Source organism: Methylobacillus draconifructus (assembly GCF_045984385.1).
Lineage (GTDB): Bacteria > Pseudomonadota > Gammaproteobacteria > Burkholderiales > Methylophilaceae > Methylobacillus > Methylobacillus flagellatus_A.
The window spans coordinates 440,351-461,233 of the sequence record NZ_JBJQIJ010000001.1 but is presented as its reverse complement, the minus strand read 5'-3'; the positions used below and the strand labels follow the sequence as shown (position 1 = coordinate 461,233).

The window sequence follows — 20,883 nt, the reverse complement described above, 5'->3', positions numbered from 1 at the left end:
CCGCACCTTGGGCGACATGCCATGCAACGATGCTCTGACACAGCCATTTCAACATTAGTTCTTAAAGCCTGTTCACGATCTTTTCATAGGGCAGGTATATGCATGCGATATATGGCAGTAATGTTGCCGATAGGTAAAAATACCTGAAGATATGGTCAGAATAACCAGTTTAAGCCGCTGCAAGCGCCTTGTTTTGCTTTAAAATATCCGCTTACCGCTAAAAACACATTCCATGTTCGATTTCTTCAAAAAAGACAAAAATCCGCCTGCCGCAACTCCCGAACCGGAGAACATAGCGCCGGCAACGCCCCAGGTCCCCACCCAGGAAAAACCGACCTTGAGCTGGACGGAACGCTTGAAGCGCGGCCTGGCCAAGACCCGCAGCCAATTGGGCCTGCAACTGGCCAGCCTGTTCGGCGGCGGCAAGATTGACGAGGATGTCTACGAGGAACTGGAAACCATCCTCCTCACCTCGGACGTCGGCATCGCCGCCACCCAGACATTGCTTGAGCAGATACGCACCCGCGTCAAGCGCCAGAACCTCAACGACACCACCCAGCTCAGGGAAGCGCTCAAGCAATCCTTGCTGGAACTGCTCGCACCCTTGGAAAAGCCGCTGGATACCGCCACCGCGCAACCTTTCGTCATCATGCTGGCCGGCGTCAATGGCGCAGGCAAGACCACCACCATCGGCAAGCTTGCCAACCTGTTCCAGGCGCAAGGCAAATCCGTGCTGATCGCGGCGGGCGATACCTTCCGTGCCGCGGCACGCGAGCAATTGCAGGCCTGGGGCGAGCGCAACAACGTGCATGTCATCGCGCAGGAAAGCGGCGATCCCGCTGCCGTGATCTTCGATGCCGTCAATTCGGCCAAGGCGCGCGGCATCGATATCGTGCTGGCAGACACTGCGGGCCGTCTGCCCACCCAGCTCAACCTCATGGAGGAAATCCGCAAGGTACAGCGCGTCATCGACAAGGCGCTGCCCGGCGCGCCGCATGAGATCCTGCTGGTGCTCGACTCCAACACCGGACAGAACGCCGTCACCCAGGTCAAGGCGTTCGACGATGCCCTGGGCGTCACCGGCCTCGTGTTGAGCAAGCTGGACGGCACCGCCAAGGGCGGCGTGATCGCGGCGATCGCCCAATCGCGCCCCGTGCCCATCCGCTACATCGGTGTGGGCGAATCCATTGACGACCTGCGCCCGTTCAAGGCCAGCGAGTTCATAGAGGCATTATTCGAATAATGTGCTACTTGAATCACATGCCTTGCTCGAATAAGGAAACCACCCGCGCATGATACGTTTTGACCAGGTCAACAAGCGTTACCGCGGCAGCGACGAGATCTTGCGCCATGTGACTTTCGAGATCGCGGCAGGCGAGCTGGTGTTCGTCACCGGGCATTCCGGCGCGGGCAAGAGCACCCTGCTCAAGCTGATGGCCGGGATCGAGCGTCCGACCAGCGGCACCGTGCTCATCGGCAACCAGAACATCAGCAAGCTGCGCCCGCGCATGCTCCCCTACCTGCGCCGCAAGTTCGGCCTGGTGTTCCAGGACCACAAACTGCTCTACGACCGCAATTGCTTCGAGAATGTCGCCCTGCCGCTCTACATCAACGGCATTACCGGCCAGGAGGCCGCCAAGCGCATCCGCGCGGCGCTCGACAAGGTTGGCCTGCTTTCCAAGGAGAAGGCCATCCCCGTTACGCTGTCAGGCGGGGAACAGCAGCGGCTCGCCATTGCCCGCGCCGTGGTCAGCCGCCCGGCCATCCTCATTGCCGACGAGCCTACAGGCAATCTCGACGAGGAATATGCCACCGATATCATGTCGCTGTTCCGCGCGTTCCAGCAGGTAGGCGCCACTGTCATCATCGCCACGCATGATGCGCACAGCATCCAGAACATCCCGGCGAAAGTCCTGCACCTCGACCACGGAAAGCTCTCGGTATCATGAAACACTGGATCAACCAGCACACCCAGGTCTGGCGCCTCGTCTTGTCGCGCATCATGCGCAACAAGCTTTCCACCCTCATGATCTGGAGCGTCATCGGCATCGCGCTGAGCCTGCCCGCCATCCTGTATGTCGTGATCGACAACCTCAACCAACTGGCAGGCGGGGTCAGGAACGAGCCGCAGATCAGCGTCTTCATGAAACTGGATGCCGAGGCGGCCGCGGTTCAGGAACTCAAGCAAAAACTGCAACAGCACCCGGGCATTGCAAAACAGCAATTCGTCAGCAAGCAAGCGGCCTGGCAGGAAATGCAGCAAGAACAGGACGTCGCGAGCCAGCTGGAAAAGAACCCGCTGCCCGATGCCTTCTTCATCGAACCCAAGGACCACTCGCCCGACGGCATCGCCCGCTTGCAGCATGAAATCGAGGGCCTGCCTGGCGTAGAGCACGTGCTGGCGGACGCCGACTGGGCTAAACGCCTCTATGCGCTGCTGCAATTAGGTAAGAAAGCGGTATGGGTGCTCTCCGGCCTGCTCGGGTTTGCACTGGTGGCGATTATCGGCAACACCATCCGCCTGCAGATTGCCACCCAGCGCGAAGAAATCGAAGTCAGCAAGCTGATAGGCGCCACCGACGGCTTCATCCGCCGCCCTTTCCTCTATGCAGGCACGCTGTACGGCCTCGGCGGTAGCTTGCTTGCGCTGGGGTTCGTCAACGGCATTCTTACAATCTTTAACCTCTCGGTAGCAGATTTGGCAGAACTTTATGGTAGCAGCTTCATCTTAGTGTTACCTGGCTGGGAAATCAGCCTGGGAGTAATCGCATGCGCTGTGGTGCTGGGTTGGCTGGGTTCCTATATTGCCGTCAACCGCTCACTGGCGCGCCTCAACCCCAACTAACCAACCTAAGAACCCCGGACTGAATTTACCGTGGCTGCACCGCGCCTGTTTCGCCATCTCCACGCATTGATCGCGAGCCGTTTAGGCAAGGCGCCCACTCAGCCGGACCCTTCCGACCTCCCCTGGCAATCGCCGGCCGACCGGGAGCAATACATCGAATTCCGCATCAGCCGCCGCACGCTGTATGCACTGATATTCTCCCTGATATTGCACTTGATCCTGTTCTTCGGCTTTATCATGCCGACGATGGACCAAGGAGAAGAGTCCGAGCAGGATGGCGGGCAAAAAGAGCTGGTCGTGAGCCTGGCACAGCCGGAGAAAAAACCGCAACCTGAAATGACGCCGCCGCCAGCTGCTGCCCCCCCGCCTCCGCCGCCTGCCGCCAGCAAACCCACGCCCAGGCAGCCCAAGCAAAGCAAGCCTACGCCTCCCGTCGTGACCGGCAAGAGCAAGCCCCTGCCCCAGCCCGAGCAAAAACCGGCTCCCCGACCTGAGCCGCAGCCTGCCCCGACGCCAGCGCCGCCGCGCCCGCAGGAGCCCGACCCCTCGCAATATTCTGACATGTCTTCCTATATGGCCGCCATGCGCGAATACCGCCGCGCCACGGACAACAACTATGCCGCGATGATGGAAAACCAGCGCGCCCAGCGCGAATCCGGCAGCCGCTCGCTGTCTGATGAAGAAAAGCGCGATGAAACCATCAAGAAAAACCTGTCGTCAGGTGCCAGCGGCGTCTTCCGCATCCTCAGCATGAGCAACTACACCTCCACTTTCGAGTTCCGCGGCTGGATCAACGATTTCAGCACCGCCAAGCGCGAAGTATTCCAGATCGAGGCCAAGGCGGGCGAAGACATCCAGCGCGCCACCGTGCGCAAGATGATAGAACTGATCCGCCGCCACTACTCAGGCGATTTCAACTGGGAATCAAGGCAGATGGGCCGCGTGGTGGTATTGTCCGCGCGCATGGAAGACAGCGCCGGCCTAGAGGACTTCCTGATCAAGGAATTCTTCGGAGATGGCGACATGCGCTACCTGGACATGCAGCGCCGCAGGCCGCCGCCTGGACCGCCTAGGTATCCGGTGCCTTAACGCTGCCAAGCAGCTTGGCGGCGGCGTGCGAAAAGCAATATCAAACCAAGAGATAGCAACGCGACACTAGACGGTTCAGGGACTGGTAAAGTGGCTGGTCCAAATCCAGCCAGCATTGCTTCCGGCGATAACGGAATCCATAATTCATCTTGAAATTGCTTGTCGTATGTCGTCAAGATAGTGAGACCAGCAAGCGCAGGTGCATATTGCGATACATAGCTTAGTAAAATTGTTCCGGTATCAGCCTTTTCATTTGTTCTGTTCCAATAGGCTACAGGCAACAACGCTTCGTCGTCGTAACCGATCGCCACAGACCAATTTTCTGGCATCACCGCCTGCTCAAGCGACCAATCACCAAAATAAGGCAGCTTCAAACTAGCGACAGCCTGTGTAGAAAGCGCGAACGCATAATTCCACCCGTCCTCATTTTTGAATGGGATAAGTTGGAATAGGCTGGGCCTGATATGTACAGGAAACTCAGCAATGGGACCTATCCCTATCACCTCTACAGGATAGATAACTTCTGTATTGCAGCCCCCTTCAGCACATAAAGTCACCCCTGCATGGGAAACGGTAGAGACCGACATAGCGCCGATCCAAATCAGAACGGCAATCAATGCTTTGTAGTGTTTCATTGAGAACTATTTTTCTAGTTTATGAGTTGCTCATTCAATCACCATCAAATGAAAGAATAATGACTCTGCTCATAGTCCAATTACTCAATCCCTCCGCTTCTTTTGCATATATGGGCGCCAGATTGCGCTCAATAAAAAAGCTGGCATTGCTATGCCAGCATTTCATAAAACGACAACTGCTTACCTTGAGAATTACTTCTCGGCAAAAGCCCGCTCGATCACGTAATCGCCCACATCTCCAATGCGCTCCGATACCTTGAGCCCTGCAGCGTCGAGAATCTTGCAGGTATCGACCAGCATTTGCGGGCTGCCGCACAGCATGGCGCGGTCGGTCTCGGGGTTGAGCGGCGGCAAGCCGATGTCCTGGAACAGCTTGCCGTTTTCCATGAGATCGGTCAGGCGGCCCTGGTTGCGGAACTCTTCGCGGGTCACGGTGGGATAGTAAATCAGCTGGTTCTTGACCTGTTCGCCAAAGAATTCGTTTTCCGGCAATTCCTTGGTGATGAACTCTTCGTAAGCTAGGTCGTTGATGCGGCGTACGCCGTGCACCAGGATCACTTTCTCGAAACGTTCGTAGATTTCAGGGTCCTGGATCAGGCACATGAACGGCGCCAGGCCAGTGCCGGTGGAGAGCAAGTAAAGGTGCTTGCCGGGCTTCAGGTCGGACAGCAGCAACGTGCCGGTCGGCTTGCGGCTGACCAGCAATTCATCGCCCACCTTCAGGTGTTGCAGGCGGGAAGTCAGGGGGCCGTTCGGCACCTTGATACTGAAGAACTCGAGGTTTTCCGCGTAGTTGGGGCTGGCGATACTGTAAGCGCGCATCAGCGGCTTGCCGTCCACCTGCAGGCCGATCATCACGAACTGGCCGTTCTCGAAACGCAAGGATTCGTTGCGGGTGGTGGTAAAGCTGAACAGGCTGTCGTTCCAGTGCTTAACGCTCAATACTTTCTCGGAATTAAATGCGCTCATTGATATCGATTCTCTTTAAAATTTTTGGTTACTTGCTCAAGGCGGCGGTCAGCTCGGGCACGGCGTCAAACAGGTTGGCGACCAGGCCGTAATCCGCATGCTGGAAGATAGGCGCATCGGGATCGTGATTGATCGCGACAATGATCTTGCTGTCCTTCATGCCGGCTAAGTGCTGCATCGCGCCGGAAATGCCGATTGCGAAATACAGTTCGGGCGCCACGATGGTGCCGGTCTGCCCTACCTGGATGTCGTTGGGGGCGAAACCGGCATCGACTGCGGCACGGGTCGCACCCAATGCGCCGCCAAAGCGGTGCGCCAACGGCTCGAGCAGTTCATTGAAGCGCTCGGCCAGGCTGCGGCCGCCGGAAACCACGACGCGCGCGGAAGACAGTTCAGGACGGTCGGACACGGTCTTGTCCTCCTTGATCCAGCGGCTGAGGCCGGCACTCGCTGGCACGTTCACTGCCGTCACTTCCGCATTGGCGCCGTTTGCAGCAGCGGCAAAAGAAGTTGCGCGGATGGTCACCACCTGAATGGCATCGCTGCTTTCAACCGTAGAAAGCACGTTGCCTGCGTAGATTGGGCGCACATAAGTAGATGGCGCGGTAATGCTAATCGCGTCGGAGATCATCGCTACGTCGAGCAAAGCAGCGACGCGCGGCAATACGCTCTTGCTGAATGCGGTATGCGCTGAAAGGATGACCTTGTAGTCAGCGCCCAGTTGCACCAGCAAGGCGGCTACGTCTTCAGCAAGCGGATGCTCAAAATGCGCCGCATCTGCATGCAGCACCTTGGCGACACCGGCGATTTCGCTGGCTTCCTTAGCCAGGGCTGCGCTATTGGAGCCGGTGACCAGGACATGAACCGGGAGTTGCCATGCGCCAGCAGCGCTGACTGCCTGGCGGGTGGATTGCTTGATATGTTTGCCGTCGTGTTCGGCCAGAATCAGGATGCTCATTACAGGACTTCCGCAAGACGTAGGTTTTCAACGAGTTCAGCCACATTCGCCACCTTGATGCCGGGCTTGCGTGGCTCGGGGTCAGCAACCTTGAGTTGCTTGAGGCGCGGGGCGATATCGATGCCGAGGTCGGCCGCCTTGATGTTGTCGATCGGCTTTTTCTTCGCCATCATCATCGCTGGCAGCTTGATGAAGCGTGGCTCATTCAGTCGCAGGTCAGTGGTGACCACTGCAGGCAGCTTGAGCGCCACCACGTCGGTACCGCCGTCGATTTCACGCGTGACTTCGATTTCATCGCCCTTGACTTCGATCACGGAGGCAAAGGTGCCCTGGCCTGCATTGATCAATGCGGCGAGCATCTGGCCGGTCTGGCCCAGGTCGTCGTCGATGGCCTGCTTGCCGAGGATGATGAGCCGAGGTTGCTCACGTTCCACCACGGCCTTGAGCAGCTTGGCGACGCCCAATGGCTGCAGTTCGGTGTCAGTCTCGACCAGCACCACCCTGTCGGCACCCATCGCCAATGCATGGCGCAGGGTATCCTGACTATTGGTCTTGCCGATGGTCACGGCCACCACTTCGGTCGCAATGCCGCGTTCCTTAAGGCGCACCGCTTCTTCCACGGCAATTTCGTCAAACGGGTTGATGCCCATCTTGACACCGGCGATATCGACATCGGAGCCATCCTGCTTCACGCGGGGCTTGATGTTGTAATCCACCACATGTTTTACAGCAACTAAGACTTTCATATTGTGATCCCACTCCATCATTTGCCGCACATTTTAATCAGCGGTAAAATATCTGTTAAATCAATTATCACTATATCACATATCTATCACATCGATATGAGAATCATTCTCAGGTGAAGCACACCTTACGACAACTCGAAGTATTCGTTGCCATTGCACGCCTGGAGAATGTGTCACGAGCGGCCGAGGATTTGTCATTGTCGCAATCCGCCGCCAGTACTGCACTTGCCGAACTGGAACGACAGTTTGACTGCAAACTGTTTGACCGCATGGGTAAAGTGCTGAAACTCAACGAACTGGGCCGTAGCCTGCTGCCAATGGCAGCCGCCGTGCTGGACCGCGCCGCTGAAATAGAGAGCATTTTACAGGGAAAATCCGCCTTTGGCTTGCTAAAAGTAGGCGCCACGCTGACGATAGGCAACTACCTCGCCACCCTGCTGATCGGCTCGTTCATGAAGCAGCACCGGGATTGCCAGGTGCAATTGCATGTGCAGAACACCAACTCCATCATGCAGCAGGTGGCGATGTACGATCTCGACCTCGGCCTGATCGAAGGCAATTGCCACCACCCCGATCTGCAGGTCGAACCGTGGATCGAAGACGAACTGACCGTGTTCTGCTCGCCGCAGCATCCTCTCGCCAAACAGGGCAGCGCCAGCCTGGAGGCCATTCTTGCCGAGAGCTGGGTGTTGCGCGAGCATGGCTCGGGCACGCGGGAGACGTTCGACCATGCCTTGCGCCACCATCACAGCCGCCTGCACGTGCGCATGGTGCTGGAGCATACCGAGGCCATCAAGCGCGCCGTGGAATCCGGCATCGGCCTGGGCTGCATCTCCCGCCTCGCGCTCAAGGACGATATCGCGCGCGGCAACCTGGTAGCGCTGGCGACGCCCGAGCTCGACCTGAAACGCCAGTTCATGTTCGTCTGGCACAAGAAGAAATACCAGACCGCCGCCGTGCGCGAATTCCTCAACCATTGTCGGCTGCTGACCCGCGACGTGCGGCGCAGCGACGAAATCAACATACCGTATATTCCATGAAAGTTTTAGCATGCAACGCGATGTAATGAATTATGACGTACTGATTGTCGGCGCAGGCCCGTCCGGGCTTTCCGCCGCGATCCGCATCAAGCAACTGGCGCTGGAGCAGGAACGCGAAATCAACGTCTGCGTGCTGGAAAAAGGCGCCGAGGTAGGCGCGCATGTCCTCTCGGGCGCCGTGATCGACCCGATCGCCCTCAATGAATTGATTCCCGACTGGAAGGAAAAAGGCGCCCCGCTCCATACCCCCGTCACTGACGACCACTTCCTGCTATTGGGCAAGGAAAAGAGCTTCGACATCCCCGCCAAGCTGATCCCGCCGCTCATGAACAACCACGGCAACTATATCGTCAGTCTGGGCGACGTCTGCCGCTGGCTGGGCGAGCAGGCCGAAGCCCTGGGCGTGGAAATCTACCCCGGATTCAGCGCCGCCGAGGTGATCTACGACGAAGCCGGCGTGGTGCAGGGCGTCATCACCGGCGACATGGGCCGCGACAAGGAAGGCAACGAGAAGCCGGGCTTTGCGCTGGGCATGGAACTGCGTGCGCACTACACCCTGTTTGCCGAAGGCGCGCGCGGCTCGCTCACCAAGAACCTCACTGAGCATTTCCAGTTGCGCGCTCTGTCCGAACCGCAGAAATTCGGCATCGGCTTCAAGGAACTCTGGCAGATCGAGCCGGAGAAATCCAAGCCCGGCCTGGTGATGCACTCGCAAGGCTGGCCGCTGGACAACAGCACGGGCGGCGGCTCCTTTATCTACCACCTTAAGGAAAACACCGTAGCCGTCGGCTTCGTGGTGCACCTCAACTACAGCAACCCACACCTGAGCCCGTTCGACGAATTCCAGCGCTTCAAGACCCACCCCGCCATCCGCCCGCTGCTGGAAGGCGGCAAGCGCCTGAGCTACGGTGCCCGCGCGCTGACAGAGGGCGGCCTGCAATCCATCCCGCGACTGGCCTTCCCCGGCGGCTTGCTGATCGGCTGCACCGCCGGCTTCATGAACGTACCGCGCATCAAGGGCTCGCACAATGCCATGAAGTCGGGCATGCTCGCGGCAGAAGCCGTGGTGGAAGCCCTGGCGCAGGAAACATTCGGCGCCACGCTGGAAAGCTACCCGGAAAAAGTCCGCAATTCCTGGATATGGAAAGACCTGCAGGCCGTGCGCAACGTCAAGCCTGCCCTCTCGCGCTTCGGTAACATCCTGGGCAGCATTTACGGCGGAATGGAAATGTGGCTGGCCTCGTTCGGCATCACCACGCCATGGACGCTCAAACACGGCAAGGCCGACCATGAAACCCTGAAGCCCGCAGCCACCAGCCCAAAAATCGCCTATCCCAAGCCTGACGGCGTGGTGAGCTTCGACAAACTCTCCTCGGTCTACCTCACCAACGTCATGCATGAGGAAGACCAGCCCTGCCACCTGGTGCTGCGCGACCAGAGCATCCCGGTCGACATCAACCTGCCGCAGTACGACGCGCCAGAACAGCGCTATTGCCCGGCCGGGGTCTATGAAATCGTCACCAACGAGGGCAACCCGAGATTGCAGATCAATGCGTCCAATTGCATCCACTGCAAGACCTGCGATATCAAGGACCCGCTGCAGAACATCAACTGGCGCACGCCGGAAGGCGGCGGCGGACCGAACTACATCAGCATGTAAATAAACAACAAAACCAAGGGCGAGCGCAGCGAAGCCAAGTCGCTGTTGCTTTTGACGTTGGGTTTGAATTCCCCGTCTGGCTGCGCCGAGTAGCGCAGCTTTTAATGGATTAAGGACTGGCGTCTGTCTGAGCGCTAGCGAGTTCAGCCAGTCCCCATTAAAAGCGAGCAACGCAGGTTGCCCGGAACAACGTTCCGGGTCGCAGACAATCGGGTCGCCTTTCCTTTGGTTACTTTCCTTTGGCGAAGCAAAGGAAAGTGACTCGCCCGTCAGGGGCGAAACCCATCCTCGCGCCAATCGCAGTTTTGATGAAGACGGAAAATCGTTGAGCTTGATGGGATTGGATTTGGGTTGTTGAAGGAACAATGGTCTTGACTCCTATCGCAGGTGATTGACCCATTGCCTTTCGCTTGTCAGCGAGTCCCTTTATTTTGCTTCGCCAAAATAAAGTAACCAAACAAAAGGCGACCCCGGAGTCTGCGCCGGGAGCAAGCTCCCGGTTCCCTGCGTTGCTCAATCTGTCTGGGAGCTTGCTGAACTCGCTGCGCTCAGACAGACGCAAGCTCTTTTTCCAGACAGATTTCCGCTACTCGGCGCAGCCAGACGGGAACAACGTCAAACCCATACTTGGCTTCGCTACGCTCGCCCTTGGTTTTAAGAGGTGCGCACTCCACTGAACAACAAGCTAAAACCCCATAAACAACAAACCCCTGGCAAAAGCCAAGGGTTTGCAAAATACTACACGCTTCAAGCGTGCTGTTTCACAGCTTAATAGAGCACACGGGTGCGCAATGTTCCCTCAACCGTCTGCAACGCCTCGATCGCGGCATCTGAAGCCGAGGCTTCCACATCCATGATCATGTAGCCGATATCGCCCTTGGTCATCATGCTTTGCGCAGCGATGTTGATGTTGTTGCGCGCGAACAGGCTGTTCACGGCCGACAGCACGCCCGGCACGTTGCGGTGGATGTGCAACAGGCGGTGGGTACCCGGCTGCTGCGGGATGGAGACTTCGGGGAAGTTAACGGCCGTAATCGTGGAGCCAGCGTCGGAATAACGCACGAATTTCTCGCCGACCTCGATGCCGATATTGGCTTGCGCTTCCTGGGTCGAGCCGCCGATATGCGGGGTGAGGATGACGTTCTCGAACGGACGCAGCGGGGAGAGGAACTCTTCGTCATTGCTCTTGGGCTCAACGGGAAACACGTCGATCGCCGCCCCTGCCAAGTGTTTGGATTCGATCACCGTTGCCAACGCGTCGATATCCACGCAGGTGCCGCGGGCCGCATTGATGAAGATGCCGCCCTTCTTCATCTGCGCGAACTGCTCGGCGCGCATCATGTTCATGGTGGAAGGCAGTTCCGGCACGTGCAGGGAGACGACATCCGCCTGCGACAGCAGCTCTTCCATCGTGCCGACCTGGCGTGCGTTGCCCAACGGCAGCTTGGCGATCACGTCGAAGTAGATCACCTTCATACCCAGGCTTTCGGCCAGCACGGACAATTGCGAACCGATGGAACCGTAACCCACGATGCCCAATGTCTTGCCGCGCGCCTCGAACGAACCTTCTGCCGACTTGGTCCAGCCGCCCTTGTGTACCAGCGCATTCTTCTCGGGAATGCCGCGCAGCAGCAGGATGGTCTGCGCCAGCACCAGTTCCGCCACCGAGCGGGTATTGGAATAAGGCGCGTTGAATACCGGGATGCCGCGCTCCAGCGCGCCATCCAGGTCCACTTGGTTGGTGCCGATGCAGAAGCAGCCGATGGCGGTAAGCTTGTTGGCGGCATCCAGCACGCGGCTGGTAACCTGGGTGCGGGAACGAATGCCAAGGAAATGCACATCCTTGATCGCCTCGATCAGCGCGTCTTCGTCCAGCGCGGTCTTACGGTAATCGATGTTGCGGTAACCCGCGGCGTTCAACACGTCCACGGCGTTCTGGTGCACGCCTTCAAGCAGCAAAAAGCGGATCTTGTCTTTTGGCAGGGAAAGTTGTTGGGTCATTACGGCTCCGGTAAAAGGCCAAAAATCAGTGATCGTAGCATACCGGCAAACTTATTAAACCCCTATCAAATCAGGGATACGGCCCCGTCGAGCGCAAATGCAGGCAGCACGGATAAAACTGAGATCGGGAATCAATATCAATTATAAAACTGCTAGAATAGTTGATTAAGTCGCTTGACCGTTGACTATTTTACATTGACGTTTTTAATGCCATTTTCACAGGTAAATGTTTGATGAATGCACCCGCCAGCCTTCCCTCCTCCCTTCTGGAACAATTGCAGACCATCGTAGGCGAACAACGCGTCAAGACCGATGAAGACAGCCTGAAAAGCTGGGGAGTGGACTGGACCAAGCATTTCGATCCCCGTCCATCCGCCATCGTCTTTCCCGGCAGCACCGAGGAAGTGCAGGCCATCGTCAAGCTGGCCAACCAATATAATATCCCCGTCACACCGAGCGGCGGCCGCACCGGGCTTTCTGCCGGGGCAGTCGCCGCCAATGGCGAGATCGTCATCAGCCTGGACCGCATGAACAAGGTCTTGTCCTTCCTGCATGCCGACCGTTTGGTGCGCATACAGGCAGGCGTAGTCACCGAGCAATTGCAGCAATATGCCGAGCAACAAGGCCTTTACTACCCCGTGGACTTCGCCGCTGCCGGCTCAAGCCAGATGGGCGGCAACATCGGTACCAATGCCGGCGGCATCAAGGTGATCCACTACGGCATGACGCGCGAATGGGTGCTGGGACTGACCGTGGTCACCGGCAAGGGCGACATCCTGCGCCTCAACAAGGGCATGATCAAGAACGCCACCGGCTACGCGCTGCACCAATTGTTCATCGGCTCCGAAGGCACGCTGGGCATCGTCACCGAGGCCGAGATCAAGCTCACGCGGCAGCCACAGGACCTCAAGGTGCTGGTACTGAGCGTGCCAGACTTTGCAGCGGTCATGCCTATCCTGCATGCGTTCCAGCAGCGCATAGACCTCACCGCCTTCGAGTTTTTCAACCAGGTAGCGCTGGAGAAAGTCCTCGCTCACGGTCACGCGGCGCGCCCTTTTGAAACCGAATCCCCGCTATATGTGCTGCTCGAATTCGAGGGCCGCTTCGAGGCCGTGGTCGACGACGCCATGCAGATATTCGAACATTGCATGGAACAAGGCTGGATACTCGACGGCGTCATGAGCCAATCGCAGGCACAGGCACAGGCCCTGTGGCATTTACGCGAAGGCATCTCCGAGACCATTGCGCCGTTCACACCGTACAAGAACGACATCTCGGTGCTGATCACCCACGTGCCCGCGTTCATTGCCGACATCGACGCGATCGTGGCCGACAACTACCCGGACTTCGAAGTCTGCTGGTTCGGACATATCGGCGACGGCAACCTGCACCTCAACATCCTCAAGCCGGCCGACCTGACCAAGGACGAGTTCTTCGAAAAATGCAAGGTGGTCAACCAGTTCGTCTTCGAGACCGTGCAGAAATACAACGGCTCGGTTTCCGCCGAGCATGGCGTGGGCATGACCAAGAAAGACTACCTCGCCTACACCCGCGACCCGGTCGAGATCGGCTATATGCGCGAACTGAAGAAGGTATTTGACCCGAATGGAATCATGAATCCGGGCAAGATCTTCGACCTGTAGCGCAACCCGGCTCAGCACGGGGCGCCTCCGGCATGTAGCGCCGCGTTGCGGCCCAGAACACCAACGCCAGCAAGCTGACCCCGGCTCCGAGGATGCACACGCCTTGCCAGCCTGCAGAAGCATATATGGCGGTCGTGCCGATCGCCCCCAGCCCGCTGCCGACCGCGTAGAACAGCATATAAAGCCCGACCAGCCGGCCATGCGCCTCCGGGCGGGTGCGCAGGATCATGCCCTGATTGGTGACATGCAGCGCCTGCCCGCCGATATCCAGCAGCACAATGCCGGTTACCAGCGCCCACAAAGACCACTCCATCAACGACAGCGGCCACCATGCCAGCAGCAATACCGCCAGCGCGGCGGCAGTGGTACGCTGGCCGAATCCACGGTCTTCCCATTGGCCGGCACGGGCAGCAGCCAGGGCGCCCGCTGCGCCTACCAGCCCGAAAGCGCCGATCACGGTATGCGAAAAACCATAAGGCGGCGCGCTCAACGGCAGCACCAGCGCAACCCAGAAGATATTGAAGGCGGCAAACATCAGCATCGCAAGCATGCCGCGAATCTGCAATACCCGCTCATCCCGCAGCAAAACCAGCATTGAAGCAATTAGGCGCGGGTAGCTCAAGGTACCAGAGATAACAGGCAGCGCTGGCAGCCCCCGCCATAACGGCAATGCGAGAACCAGCATCAACGCCGCAGCACAGAAATACACACCTCGCCAGCCGGCCAGGTCTCTGATACCGCCAGCGAATACGCGGGCCAGCAACAGGCCGATGAATACGCCGCTTTGCGCCGCGCCGACCACTCGCCCTTGCTCATGTGAAGCGGAGGCAGAAGCCGCGTAGGCAATCAGCCCTTGCGTCATTGCCGTGCCCAGCAAGCCGACGCCAAGCATGCCCGCCAACAGGACGATGACAGATTGCGCCAACCCCACCATGCCCAGCATCACCACCAGCAATAGCAACTGCACGATCATGAGACGTCGGCGATCCACCCAGTCGCCCAACGGCACGAGGAACAGCAAAGCCAGGGCGCAGCCGACTTGCGTTGCGGTGACCACGCCGCCGACCGCCGCATGGATGATGCCGAATTCCAGGGCCAGCGCATCCAGCAGCGGCTGGGAATAATACACATTGGCTACGCTCAGCCCGCTGGCGATAGCGAATAGCAAGACCATGCTCGACGACATGCGCGCTGGCGGTTCCATCGTATTGCCATGGCGCATCGATGCGGGAATTAAGACGGGATGCTTCATTACCATCAATCTAGTTTCAAAATAAAACTCATTGAATGGTAGATAATCTAGTTTTAAAATGCAACTTGAATTCAGATATCCCGACGAAGGGAACACCATGCCTCGCCGCAACCCGAAAAAACCTGAAACCTGCCCCGTAGCACGCTCCGTCGATGTGGTTGGCGACCGCTGGTCGCTGCTCATCGTGCGTGACGTTTTCGACGGCATGCACCGCTTCGGCGATTTCCAGCGCAGCCTGGGCGTGGCCCGCAACATCCTGTCCGACCGTCTGCGCCGGCTAGTCGATGCAGGCATCCTGCAAACCCGGCCGGCTTCAGATGGCACTGCCTACCAGGAATATGTACTGACGCCCAAGGGGGAAAGCCTGTTTCCGGTGGTGGTGGCCTTGCGGCAATGGGGGGAACGCCATTTGTTTGCACAAGGTGAACATCACTCCCTGCTGATCGACAGAAAAAACAAGCAGCCTATCGCTTATATGGCCCCGCAAGCCGGTGACGGCAATGTCCTGATGCCGAGCGAAACGGAAGTGCAGAAGCTGTGACAGCATCAGCATACTGACGCAAGCCAATTTCAAACCATTGCCGAATATTGCTGTCTTATATTTACACGGTCGGGTATAGCGGGCTTAGCGGATGGATTTCACGAGATAACGCTGGAATCACCGCAATAATTGACCTGAAAGCCGTTATTTACGGTTGAAAATAGCCCTACTGTGCATGGTAGTTTTTATTGTCTACCTGTGTACAATTCGGTATATAGTTCGTACTATAAGCAAAGCAAGCATAACAATAACGTAGTCGTAGTTAGAACCTGTTCAAGGTCTTTTTATGGGATACGTTGATCCGGTAAGGCAGCCGAAGCAAGGCGCAAACCACAGGCGTGCTGATAGCACGGCGAGGATTTGCAACGCAGCAGCGGCTACCTTACCGGATCAACCCGCAGGGCATGGCTTGAAAACGCGCCCGCTCTGCGTTGCAGTCCTTGACGAGGGCAGTAAGCATCCTCTGCGGACTGCGTCTTGATCGGGCGCGTTTTGAAGTCATGCGTACCGATAAAAAGACCTTGAACAGGTTCTGGTGGATTCGAGGAGAAAGTAATGCATGACCAGATGGCACGCATTAAATCGCACATCGAATCACATCAACATATGGCCGGTGCGTTAATGCCCTTGTTGCATGCGATTCAGGACGATTTAAGCTATATCCCGGAAGAGTGCTACGGCTTGATTGCCAAGGCGCTCAACCTCTCTGTGGCGGAAGTCCATGGCGTGGTGACGTTTTATCACCATTTCCGCACTAAGCCGCCAGGCAGGCATGTCCTGCAGGTATGCCGCGCCGAGTCGTGCCAGGCCATGGGCTGCGGCGCTTTGGAAAACCATGTGAAATCCTCGCTGGGCATCGACTACCATGAAACCACCAGCGACGGCAGCATTACGTTGGAACCCGTCTATTGCCTAGGCAACTGCGCCTGCTCTCCCGCCATCATGCTCGACGACGAAATCTACGGCCGCGTCAGCCCCCAGCAAGTCGAATCCCTTCTCGCCAACGCACGGAGGGACAATCCATGAATACCGTTTACATTCCCCGCGATTCCAGCGCCCTTTCACTGGGCGCCAACCTGGTGGCCGCAGCCATCGCCAAAGAAGCCGAATCGCGCAATATTCCACTGAATATCATCCGTAATGGCTCCCGCGGCATGTTCTGGCTAGAGCCGTTAGTCGAAGTAGCAACGAGTGCGGGGCGCATCGCCTACGGCCCCGTCACGCCTGACCAGGTGGCATCCCTGTTTGACGCAGGCTTTCTTGATGGCGGACAGCACGCGCTGAGCCTGGGCCCAACGGAGGAGCTGCCCTGGATGAAACACCAGGAGCGCCTAACCTTTGCGCGCGTCGGCATCACCGACCCGGTGTCGCTGCAGGACTATATTGCCCATGACGGCTACAAAGGCCTGCGCAACGCAATTGACATGGAGCCGCAAGATATTGTGCAGCAGGTCACCGATTCCGGACTGCGCGGGCGTGGCGGCGCCGCTTTCCCGACCGGCATCAAGTGGAAGACGGTGCTGGAAGCGCCAGCCGAGCAAAAATACATTGTGTGCAATGCAGACGAAGGCGACTCAGGGACATTCTCCGACCGCATGATCATGGAAGGCGACCCGTTCGTCCTGATCGAGGGCATGACGATCGCAGGGATTGCCGTCGGCGCCACGCAAGGCTATATCTACGTACGCTCGGAATACCCGCACTCGATCGCCGCGCTCAACCTGGCGATCAAGAGCGCCTATGAATCAGGTTATCTCGGGCGGGGCATTCTCGGCAGCCAGCATGACTTCTACCTGGAAGTGCGCCGTGCCGCGGGCGCTTATGTCTGCGGCGAGGAAACCGCCTTGCTGGAAAGCCTGGAAGGCAAGCGCGGGTTGGTGCGTTTCAAGCCGCCGCTACCCGCCATTTCCGGCCTGTTCGGCAAGCCGACCGTCATCAACAACGTCATCTCCCTCGCCAGCGTGCCCATCATCCTCGACAAGGGCAGCGTCTATTACCGCGACTACGGCATGGGCCGCTCCCGCGGCACCTTGCCAATCCAGCTCGCAGGCAATATCAAGCATGGCGGTCTGGTGGAAAAAGCCTTTGGCGTCACCCTGCGCGAATTGCTGTACGACTACGGCGGCGGCTCCGCCAGTGGCAGGCCGATCAAGGCTGTCCAGGTCGGCGGCCCGCTAGGCGCCTACCTGCCGGAGTCGCAATTCGACACCCCGCTGGATTACGAGGAATTCGGCAAATTGTGGGCCGTGCTAGGCCACGGCGGCATCGTTGCCTTCGACGATACGGTGGATATGGCGCACATGGCGCGTTATGCCTTTGAATTCTGCGCCGTGGAATCCTGCGGCAAGTGCACCCCATGCCGCATCGGCTCCACCCGCGGCGTGGAAGTCATGGACAAGATCATGGCAGGCACCGATCACGCCAAGCACATCGCATTGGTGCGCGACCTCAGCGATACCATGCTGAACGGGTCGCTCTGCGCGCTTGGCGGCATGACGCCCTACCCCGTTCTGAGCGCGCTCAACCATTTTCCCGAGGATTTTGGCGTGAGCAAGAAGGAACGCGCGGCATGAGTTAACGCAGCAAACATCCGGCAAACCACCCTGCCCCACATAAAAAGCGGGGTTTGCCAAAGTGGTCAAGAGGAGAAAGTGATGGACAAGCAAGCGGATTACGGCACCCCAGCGAGCCGGACAACTGAGCAGCAAGTCACGCTGGAAATTGACGGCATGCAAGTGACGGTCGCCAAAGGCACATCGATCATGCGCGCCGCGATGGAGGCAGGGGTAAGCATTCCCAAGCTCTGCGCCACGGACAGCCTGGAGCCGTTCGGCTCCTGCAGGCTCTGCCTGGTGGAAATCGAAGGCAGGCGCGGCTATCCCGCCTCCTGCACCACCCCGGTCGATGAAGGGCTGAAGGTGCATACGCAAACGCCCAAGTTGGCCGACATCCGCCGCGGCGTGATGGAACTCTATATATCCGACCACCCATTGGACTGCCTCACCTGCTCCGCCAACGGCGATTGCGAACTGCAGGACATGGCCGGCGCCGTGGGCTTGCGCGAAGTGCGCTACGGCTATGACGGCGAAAACCACCTGGCCGCCGGCAAGGATATCAGCAACCCCTATTTCCAGTTCGACGCCTCCAAGTGCATCGTCTGCTCGCGTTGCGTGCGCGCCTGCGAGGAAACGCAAGGCACCTTCGCGCTCACAATCCAGGGCCGCGGGTTCGACTCCAAGGTTGCCACAGGCAATTTCGACAATTTCCTCGATTCGGAATGCGTCTCCTGCGGCGCCTGCGTCGCCGCCTGCCCCACCGCGACATTGATGGAAAAAACCGTGGTCGAGCACGGCCAGCCCGAGCACAGCGTCATCACGACCTGCGCCTACTGCGGCGTCGGCTGCTCGTTCCGCGCCGAGATGAAGGGCGAGCAGGTGGTGCGCATGGTGCCGGACAAGAACGGCGGCGCCAACCACGGCCACTCCTGTGTCAAGGGCCGCTTCGCCTGGGGCTATGCCACCCATCGCGACCGCATCACCACGCCGATGATACGCAAGAGCATCCACGACCCATGGCAGGAAGTGAGCTGGGAGGAAGCGATCGGCTACGCCGCCAGCGAGCTCAAGCGCATCCAGGCCAAGCATGGACGCAATTCCATAGGCGCCATCACCTCCTCGCGCTGCACCAACGAGGAAACCTACCTGGTGCAGAAGCTGGTGCGCGCCGCTTTCGGCAACAACAACGTCGATACTTGCGCCCGCGTCTGCCACTCGCCTACCGGCTACGGCCTCAAGCAGACCCTGGGCGAATCCGCCGGCACGCAGACTTTCGACTCCATCATGAAATCCGACGTGATCATGGTCATCGGCGCCAACCCGACCGACGGCCACCCGGTATTCGGTTCGCAGATGAAGCGCAGGCTGCGCGAAGGCGCGAAACTCATCATCGCCGATCCGCGCGCGATCGACCTGGTATCCGGCCCGCACGTCAAGGCAGATTACCACCTGAAACTACGCCCAGGCACAAATGTCGCGCTGATCACCGCCATGGCGCATGTGGTCGTCACCGAAGGCCTGGCCGACGAAGCCTTCGTCAGGGAGCGTTGCGAGTGGGATTCCTACCAGTACTGGAGCGAATTCGTCGCGCAGCCCGAACATTCGCCGGAATCCATGCAGGAAGCCATCGGCGTACCCGCCGCCGACATCCGCGCCGCCGCGCGCCTGTTCGCGACGGGCGGCAATGCCGCGATCTACTACGGCCTGGGCGTCACCGAGCACAGCCAGGGCTCGACGATGGTGATGGGCATCGCCAACCTCGCGATGGCTACAGGCAACATCGGGCGCGAAGGCGTGGGCGTCAATCCGCTGCGCGGCCAGAACAACGTGCAGGGCTCCTGCGACATGGGCTCGTTCCCGCACGAGTTCCCGGGCTACCGCCACGTGTCGGACGACGCTACCCGCGCCTTGTTCGAGGCCGCCTGGGGCAGGCCGCTCGACAACGAACCCGGCCTGCGCATCCCCAACATGCTCGATTTCGCGATCGACGGCAGCTTCAAGGCGCTGTATTGCGAAGGCGAGGACATCGCCCAGTCCGACCCCAACACCCAGCACGTCACCCATGCGCTTGCCTCCATGGAATGCGTGATCGTGCAGGACCTGTTCCTCAACGAGACCGCGATGTACGCCCACGTGTTCCTACCCGGCTGCTCCTTCCTGGAAAAGAGCGGCACATTCACCAACGCCGAGCGCCGCATCTCGCCCGTGCGCCGCGTGATGACGCCGAAGAACGGCTACGAGGACTGGCAGATCACCGCCCTGCTTTCCGAAGCGCTGGGCTACCCGATGCCTTACCAGCATGCCTCGGAAATCCTGGACGAAATCGCGCGCCTCACGCCGACCTTCCATGGCGTCAGCTTCAAGAAGCTGGATGAAATGGGCAGCGTTCAATGGCCATGCAACGAAGAGCATCCCGACGGCACGCCCATCATGCACGTGGATGAATTCGTGCGCGGCAAGGGCCGCTTCATGATCACGGAATACGTGCCGACTTCGGAAAAGGTCAACGGCAAGTACCCCCTCATCCTCACCACCGGGCGTATACTGTCGCAATATAACGTGGGCGCCCAGACACGCCGCACCGACAATGTCGCCTGGCATCCCGAGGACGTGGTGGAAATCCATCCCCAGGATGCGGAAGACCGCGGCATCAAGGATGGCGACTGGGTGGGAATCACCAGCCGTGCGGGCAACACAGTGCTGCATGCCAAGATTACCGAGCGCGTTCAGCCCGGCGTGATCTACACCACCTTCCACCATCCGGAATCTGGCGCCAACGTCATTACCACCGATAACTCGGACTGGGCAACCAATTGCCCTGAATTCAAGGTCACTGCGGTGCAGGTCACCCGCGTGTCGCAGCTGTCAGACTGGCAGCGCCACTACCAGGAATTCAGCGACGAGCAGATTGCCCTGGTCAAACAACGGGATACAGCCCGTGTGGAATAA

The 20,883-nt window shown here is 58.7% G+C and carries 17 protein-coding genes; 11 read left to right on the top strand and 6 right to left on the bottom strand.

All coding sequences use genetic code 11. The features are described from left to right. Positions 1–232 precede the first annotated feature (232 nt). From ftsY to ACKF11_RS02300, 4 genes are read left to right on the top strand one after another with little or no spacing between them, the layout of a single operon-like run. Complete coding sequence (gene ftsY, locus ACKF11_RS02315) at positions 233–1,243, top strand: signal recognition particle-docking protein FtsY (protein ID WP_407995811.1); 1,011 nt, start codon at positions 233–235, stop codon at positions 1,241–1,243. Between the two features lie 49 nt (positions 1,244–1,292). Then, positions 1,293–1,949, top strand: coding sequence for a cell division ATP-binding protein FtsE (gene ftsE, locus ACKF11_RS02310; protein WP_407995810.1), 657 nt, complete (start codon positions 1,293–1,295; stop codon positions 1,947–1,949). After that, a complete protein-coding gene (gene ftsX, locus ACKF11_RS02305) occupies positions 1,946–2,845 on the top strand; it encodes a permease-like cell division protein FtsX (protein WP_407995809.1) in 900 nt (299 codons plus the stop codon). The genes ftsE and ftsX overlap by 4 nt, the downstream gene beginning before the upstream one ends. A 30-nt stretch (positions 2,846–2,875) precedes the next feature. Continuing rightward, positions 2,876–3,934, top strand: a complete 1,059-nt coding sequence (locus ACKF11_RS02300) for a hypothetical protein (protein WP_407995808.1) — start codon at positions 2,876–2,878, stop codon at positions 3,932–3,934. Here the strand turns inward: ACKF11_RS02300 and ACKF11_RS02295 are convergent. The 4 genes from ACKF11_RS02295 to ACKF11_RS02280 all read right to left on the bottom strand — a co-directional run bounded on the left by ACKF11_RS02295 (position 3,931) and on the right by ACKF11_RS02280 (position 7,242). After that, a complete protein-coding gene (locus ACKF11_RS02295; RefSeq protein ID WP_407995807.1) occupies positions 3,931–4,569 on the bottom strand; it encodes a PEP-CTERM sorting domain-containing protein in 639 nt (212 codons plus the stop codon). The genes ACKF11_RS02300 and ACKF11_RS02295 overlap by 4 nt on opposite strands. 192 nt (positions 4,570–4,761) lie before the next feature. Beyond that, entirely contained in the window at positions 4,762–5,538 is a 777-nt protein-coding gene (locus tag ACKF11_RS02290; RefSeq protein WP_309564666.1) for a ferredoxin--NADP reductase, read from the bottom strand. A 28-nt stretch (positions 5,539–5,566) separates the two neighbouring features. Then, positions 5,567–6,496, bottom strand: a complete 930-nt coding sequence (locus ACKF11_RS02285) for an electron transfer flavoprotein subunit alpha/FixB family protein (RefSeq protein ID WP_407995806.1) — start codon at positions 6,494–6,496, stop codon at positions 5,567–5,569. Beyond that, a complete protein-coding gene (locus tag ACKF11_RS02280; RefSeq protein ID WP_407995805.1) occupies positions 6,496–7,242 on the bottom strand; it encodes an electron transfer flavoprotein subunit beta/FixA family protein in 747 nt (248 codons plus the stop codon). Before ACKF11_RS02280 ends, ACKF11_RS02285 begins: the two co-directional genes overlap by 1 nt. A gap of 113 nt (positions 7,243–7,355) precedes the next feature. On the opposite strand from ACKF11_RS02280, the gene ACKF11_RS02275 reads away from it, so the two are divergent. Beyond that, positions 7,356–8,282 (top strand): LysR family transcriptional regulator, encoded by a 927-nt coding sequence (locus tag ACKF11_RS02275; RefSeq protein WP_407995804.1) that lies wholly within the window; start codon positions 7,356–7,358, stop codon positions 8,280–8,282. A 10-nt stretch (positions 8,283–8,292) separates the two neighbouring features. Continuing rightward, positions 8,293–9,942, top strand: a complete 1,650-nt coding sequence (locus ACKF11_RS02270) for an electron transfer flavoprotein-ubiquinone oxidoreductase (RefSeq protein WP_407995803.1) — start codon at positions 8,293–8,295, stop codon at positions 9,940–9,942. Positions 9,943–10,710: 768 nt separating this feature from the next. Here the strand turns inward: ACKF11_RS02270 and serA are convergent. Continuing rightward, entirely contained in the window at positions 10,711–11,943 is a 1,233-nt protein-coding gene (serA, locus tag ACKF11_RS02265) for a phosphoglycerate dehydrogenase (protein WP_309564661.1), read from the bottom strand. Between the two features lie 233 nt (positions 11,944–12,176). On the opposite strand from serA, the gene ACKF11_RS02260 reads away from it, so the two are divergent. Further along, a complete protein-coding gene (locus ACKF11_RS02260) occupies positions 12,177–13,586 on the top strand; it encodes a D-2-hydroxyglutarate dehydrogenase (protein ID WP_407995802.1) in 1,410 nt (469 codons plus the stop codon). On the opposite strand, the gene ACKF11_RS02255 is transcribed toward ACKF11_RS02260, so the two are convergent. Next, on the bottom strand, positions 13,555–14,838 hold the full coding sequence (locus ACKF11_RS02255; protein WP_407995801.1) for an MFS transporter: 1,284 nt from the start codon (positions 14,836–14,838) through the stop codon (positions 13,555–13,557). The two genes, ACKF11_RS02260 and ACKF11_RS02255, sit on opposite strands and share 32 nt — an antisense overlap. A 97-nt stretch (positions 14,839–14,935) precedes the next feature. Between ACKF11_RS02255 and ACKF11_RS02250 the strand changes: the two genes are divergently transcribed. From ACKF11_RS02250 to fdhF, 4 genes are all read left to right on the top strand, one after another. Then, the gene (locus ACKF11_RS02250) at positions 14,936–15,379 is read left to right on the top strand and encodes a winged helix-turn-helix transcriptional regulator (RefSeq protein WP_407995800.1); all 444 of its coding nucleotides are present in this window, start codon (positions 14,936–14,938) and stop codon (positions 15,377–15,379) included. Between the two features lie 555 nt (positions 15,380–15,934). Beyond that, positions 15,935–16,405, top strand: coding sequence for a formate dehydrogenase subunit gamma (locus ACKF11_RS02245; RefSeq protein WP_407995799.1), 471 nt, complete (start codon positions 15,935–15,937; stop codon positions 16,403–16,405). After that, entirely contained in the window at positions 16,402–17,952 is a 1,551-nt protein-coding gene (locus ACKF11_RS02240; protein ID WP_407995798.1) for a formate dehydrogenase beta subunit, read from the top strand. The genes ACKF11_RS02245 and ACKF11_RS02240 overlap by 4 nt, the downstream gene beginning before the upstream one ends. A gap of 81 nt (positions 17,953–18,033) precedes the next feature. Continuing rightward, positions 18,034–20,883 carry a formate dehydrogenase subunit alpha gene (fdhF, locus tag ACKF11_RS02235; protein WP_407995797.1) on the top strand — a complete coding sequence of 950 codons (2,850 nt, stop codon included), beginning with the start codon at positions 18,034–18,036 and terminating at the stop codon, positions 20,881–20,883.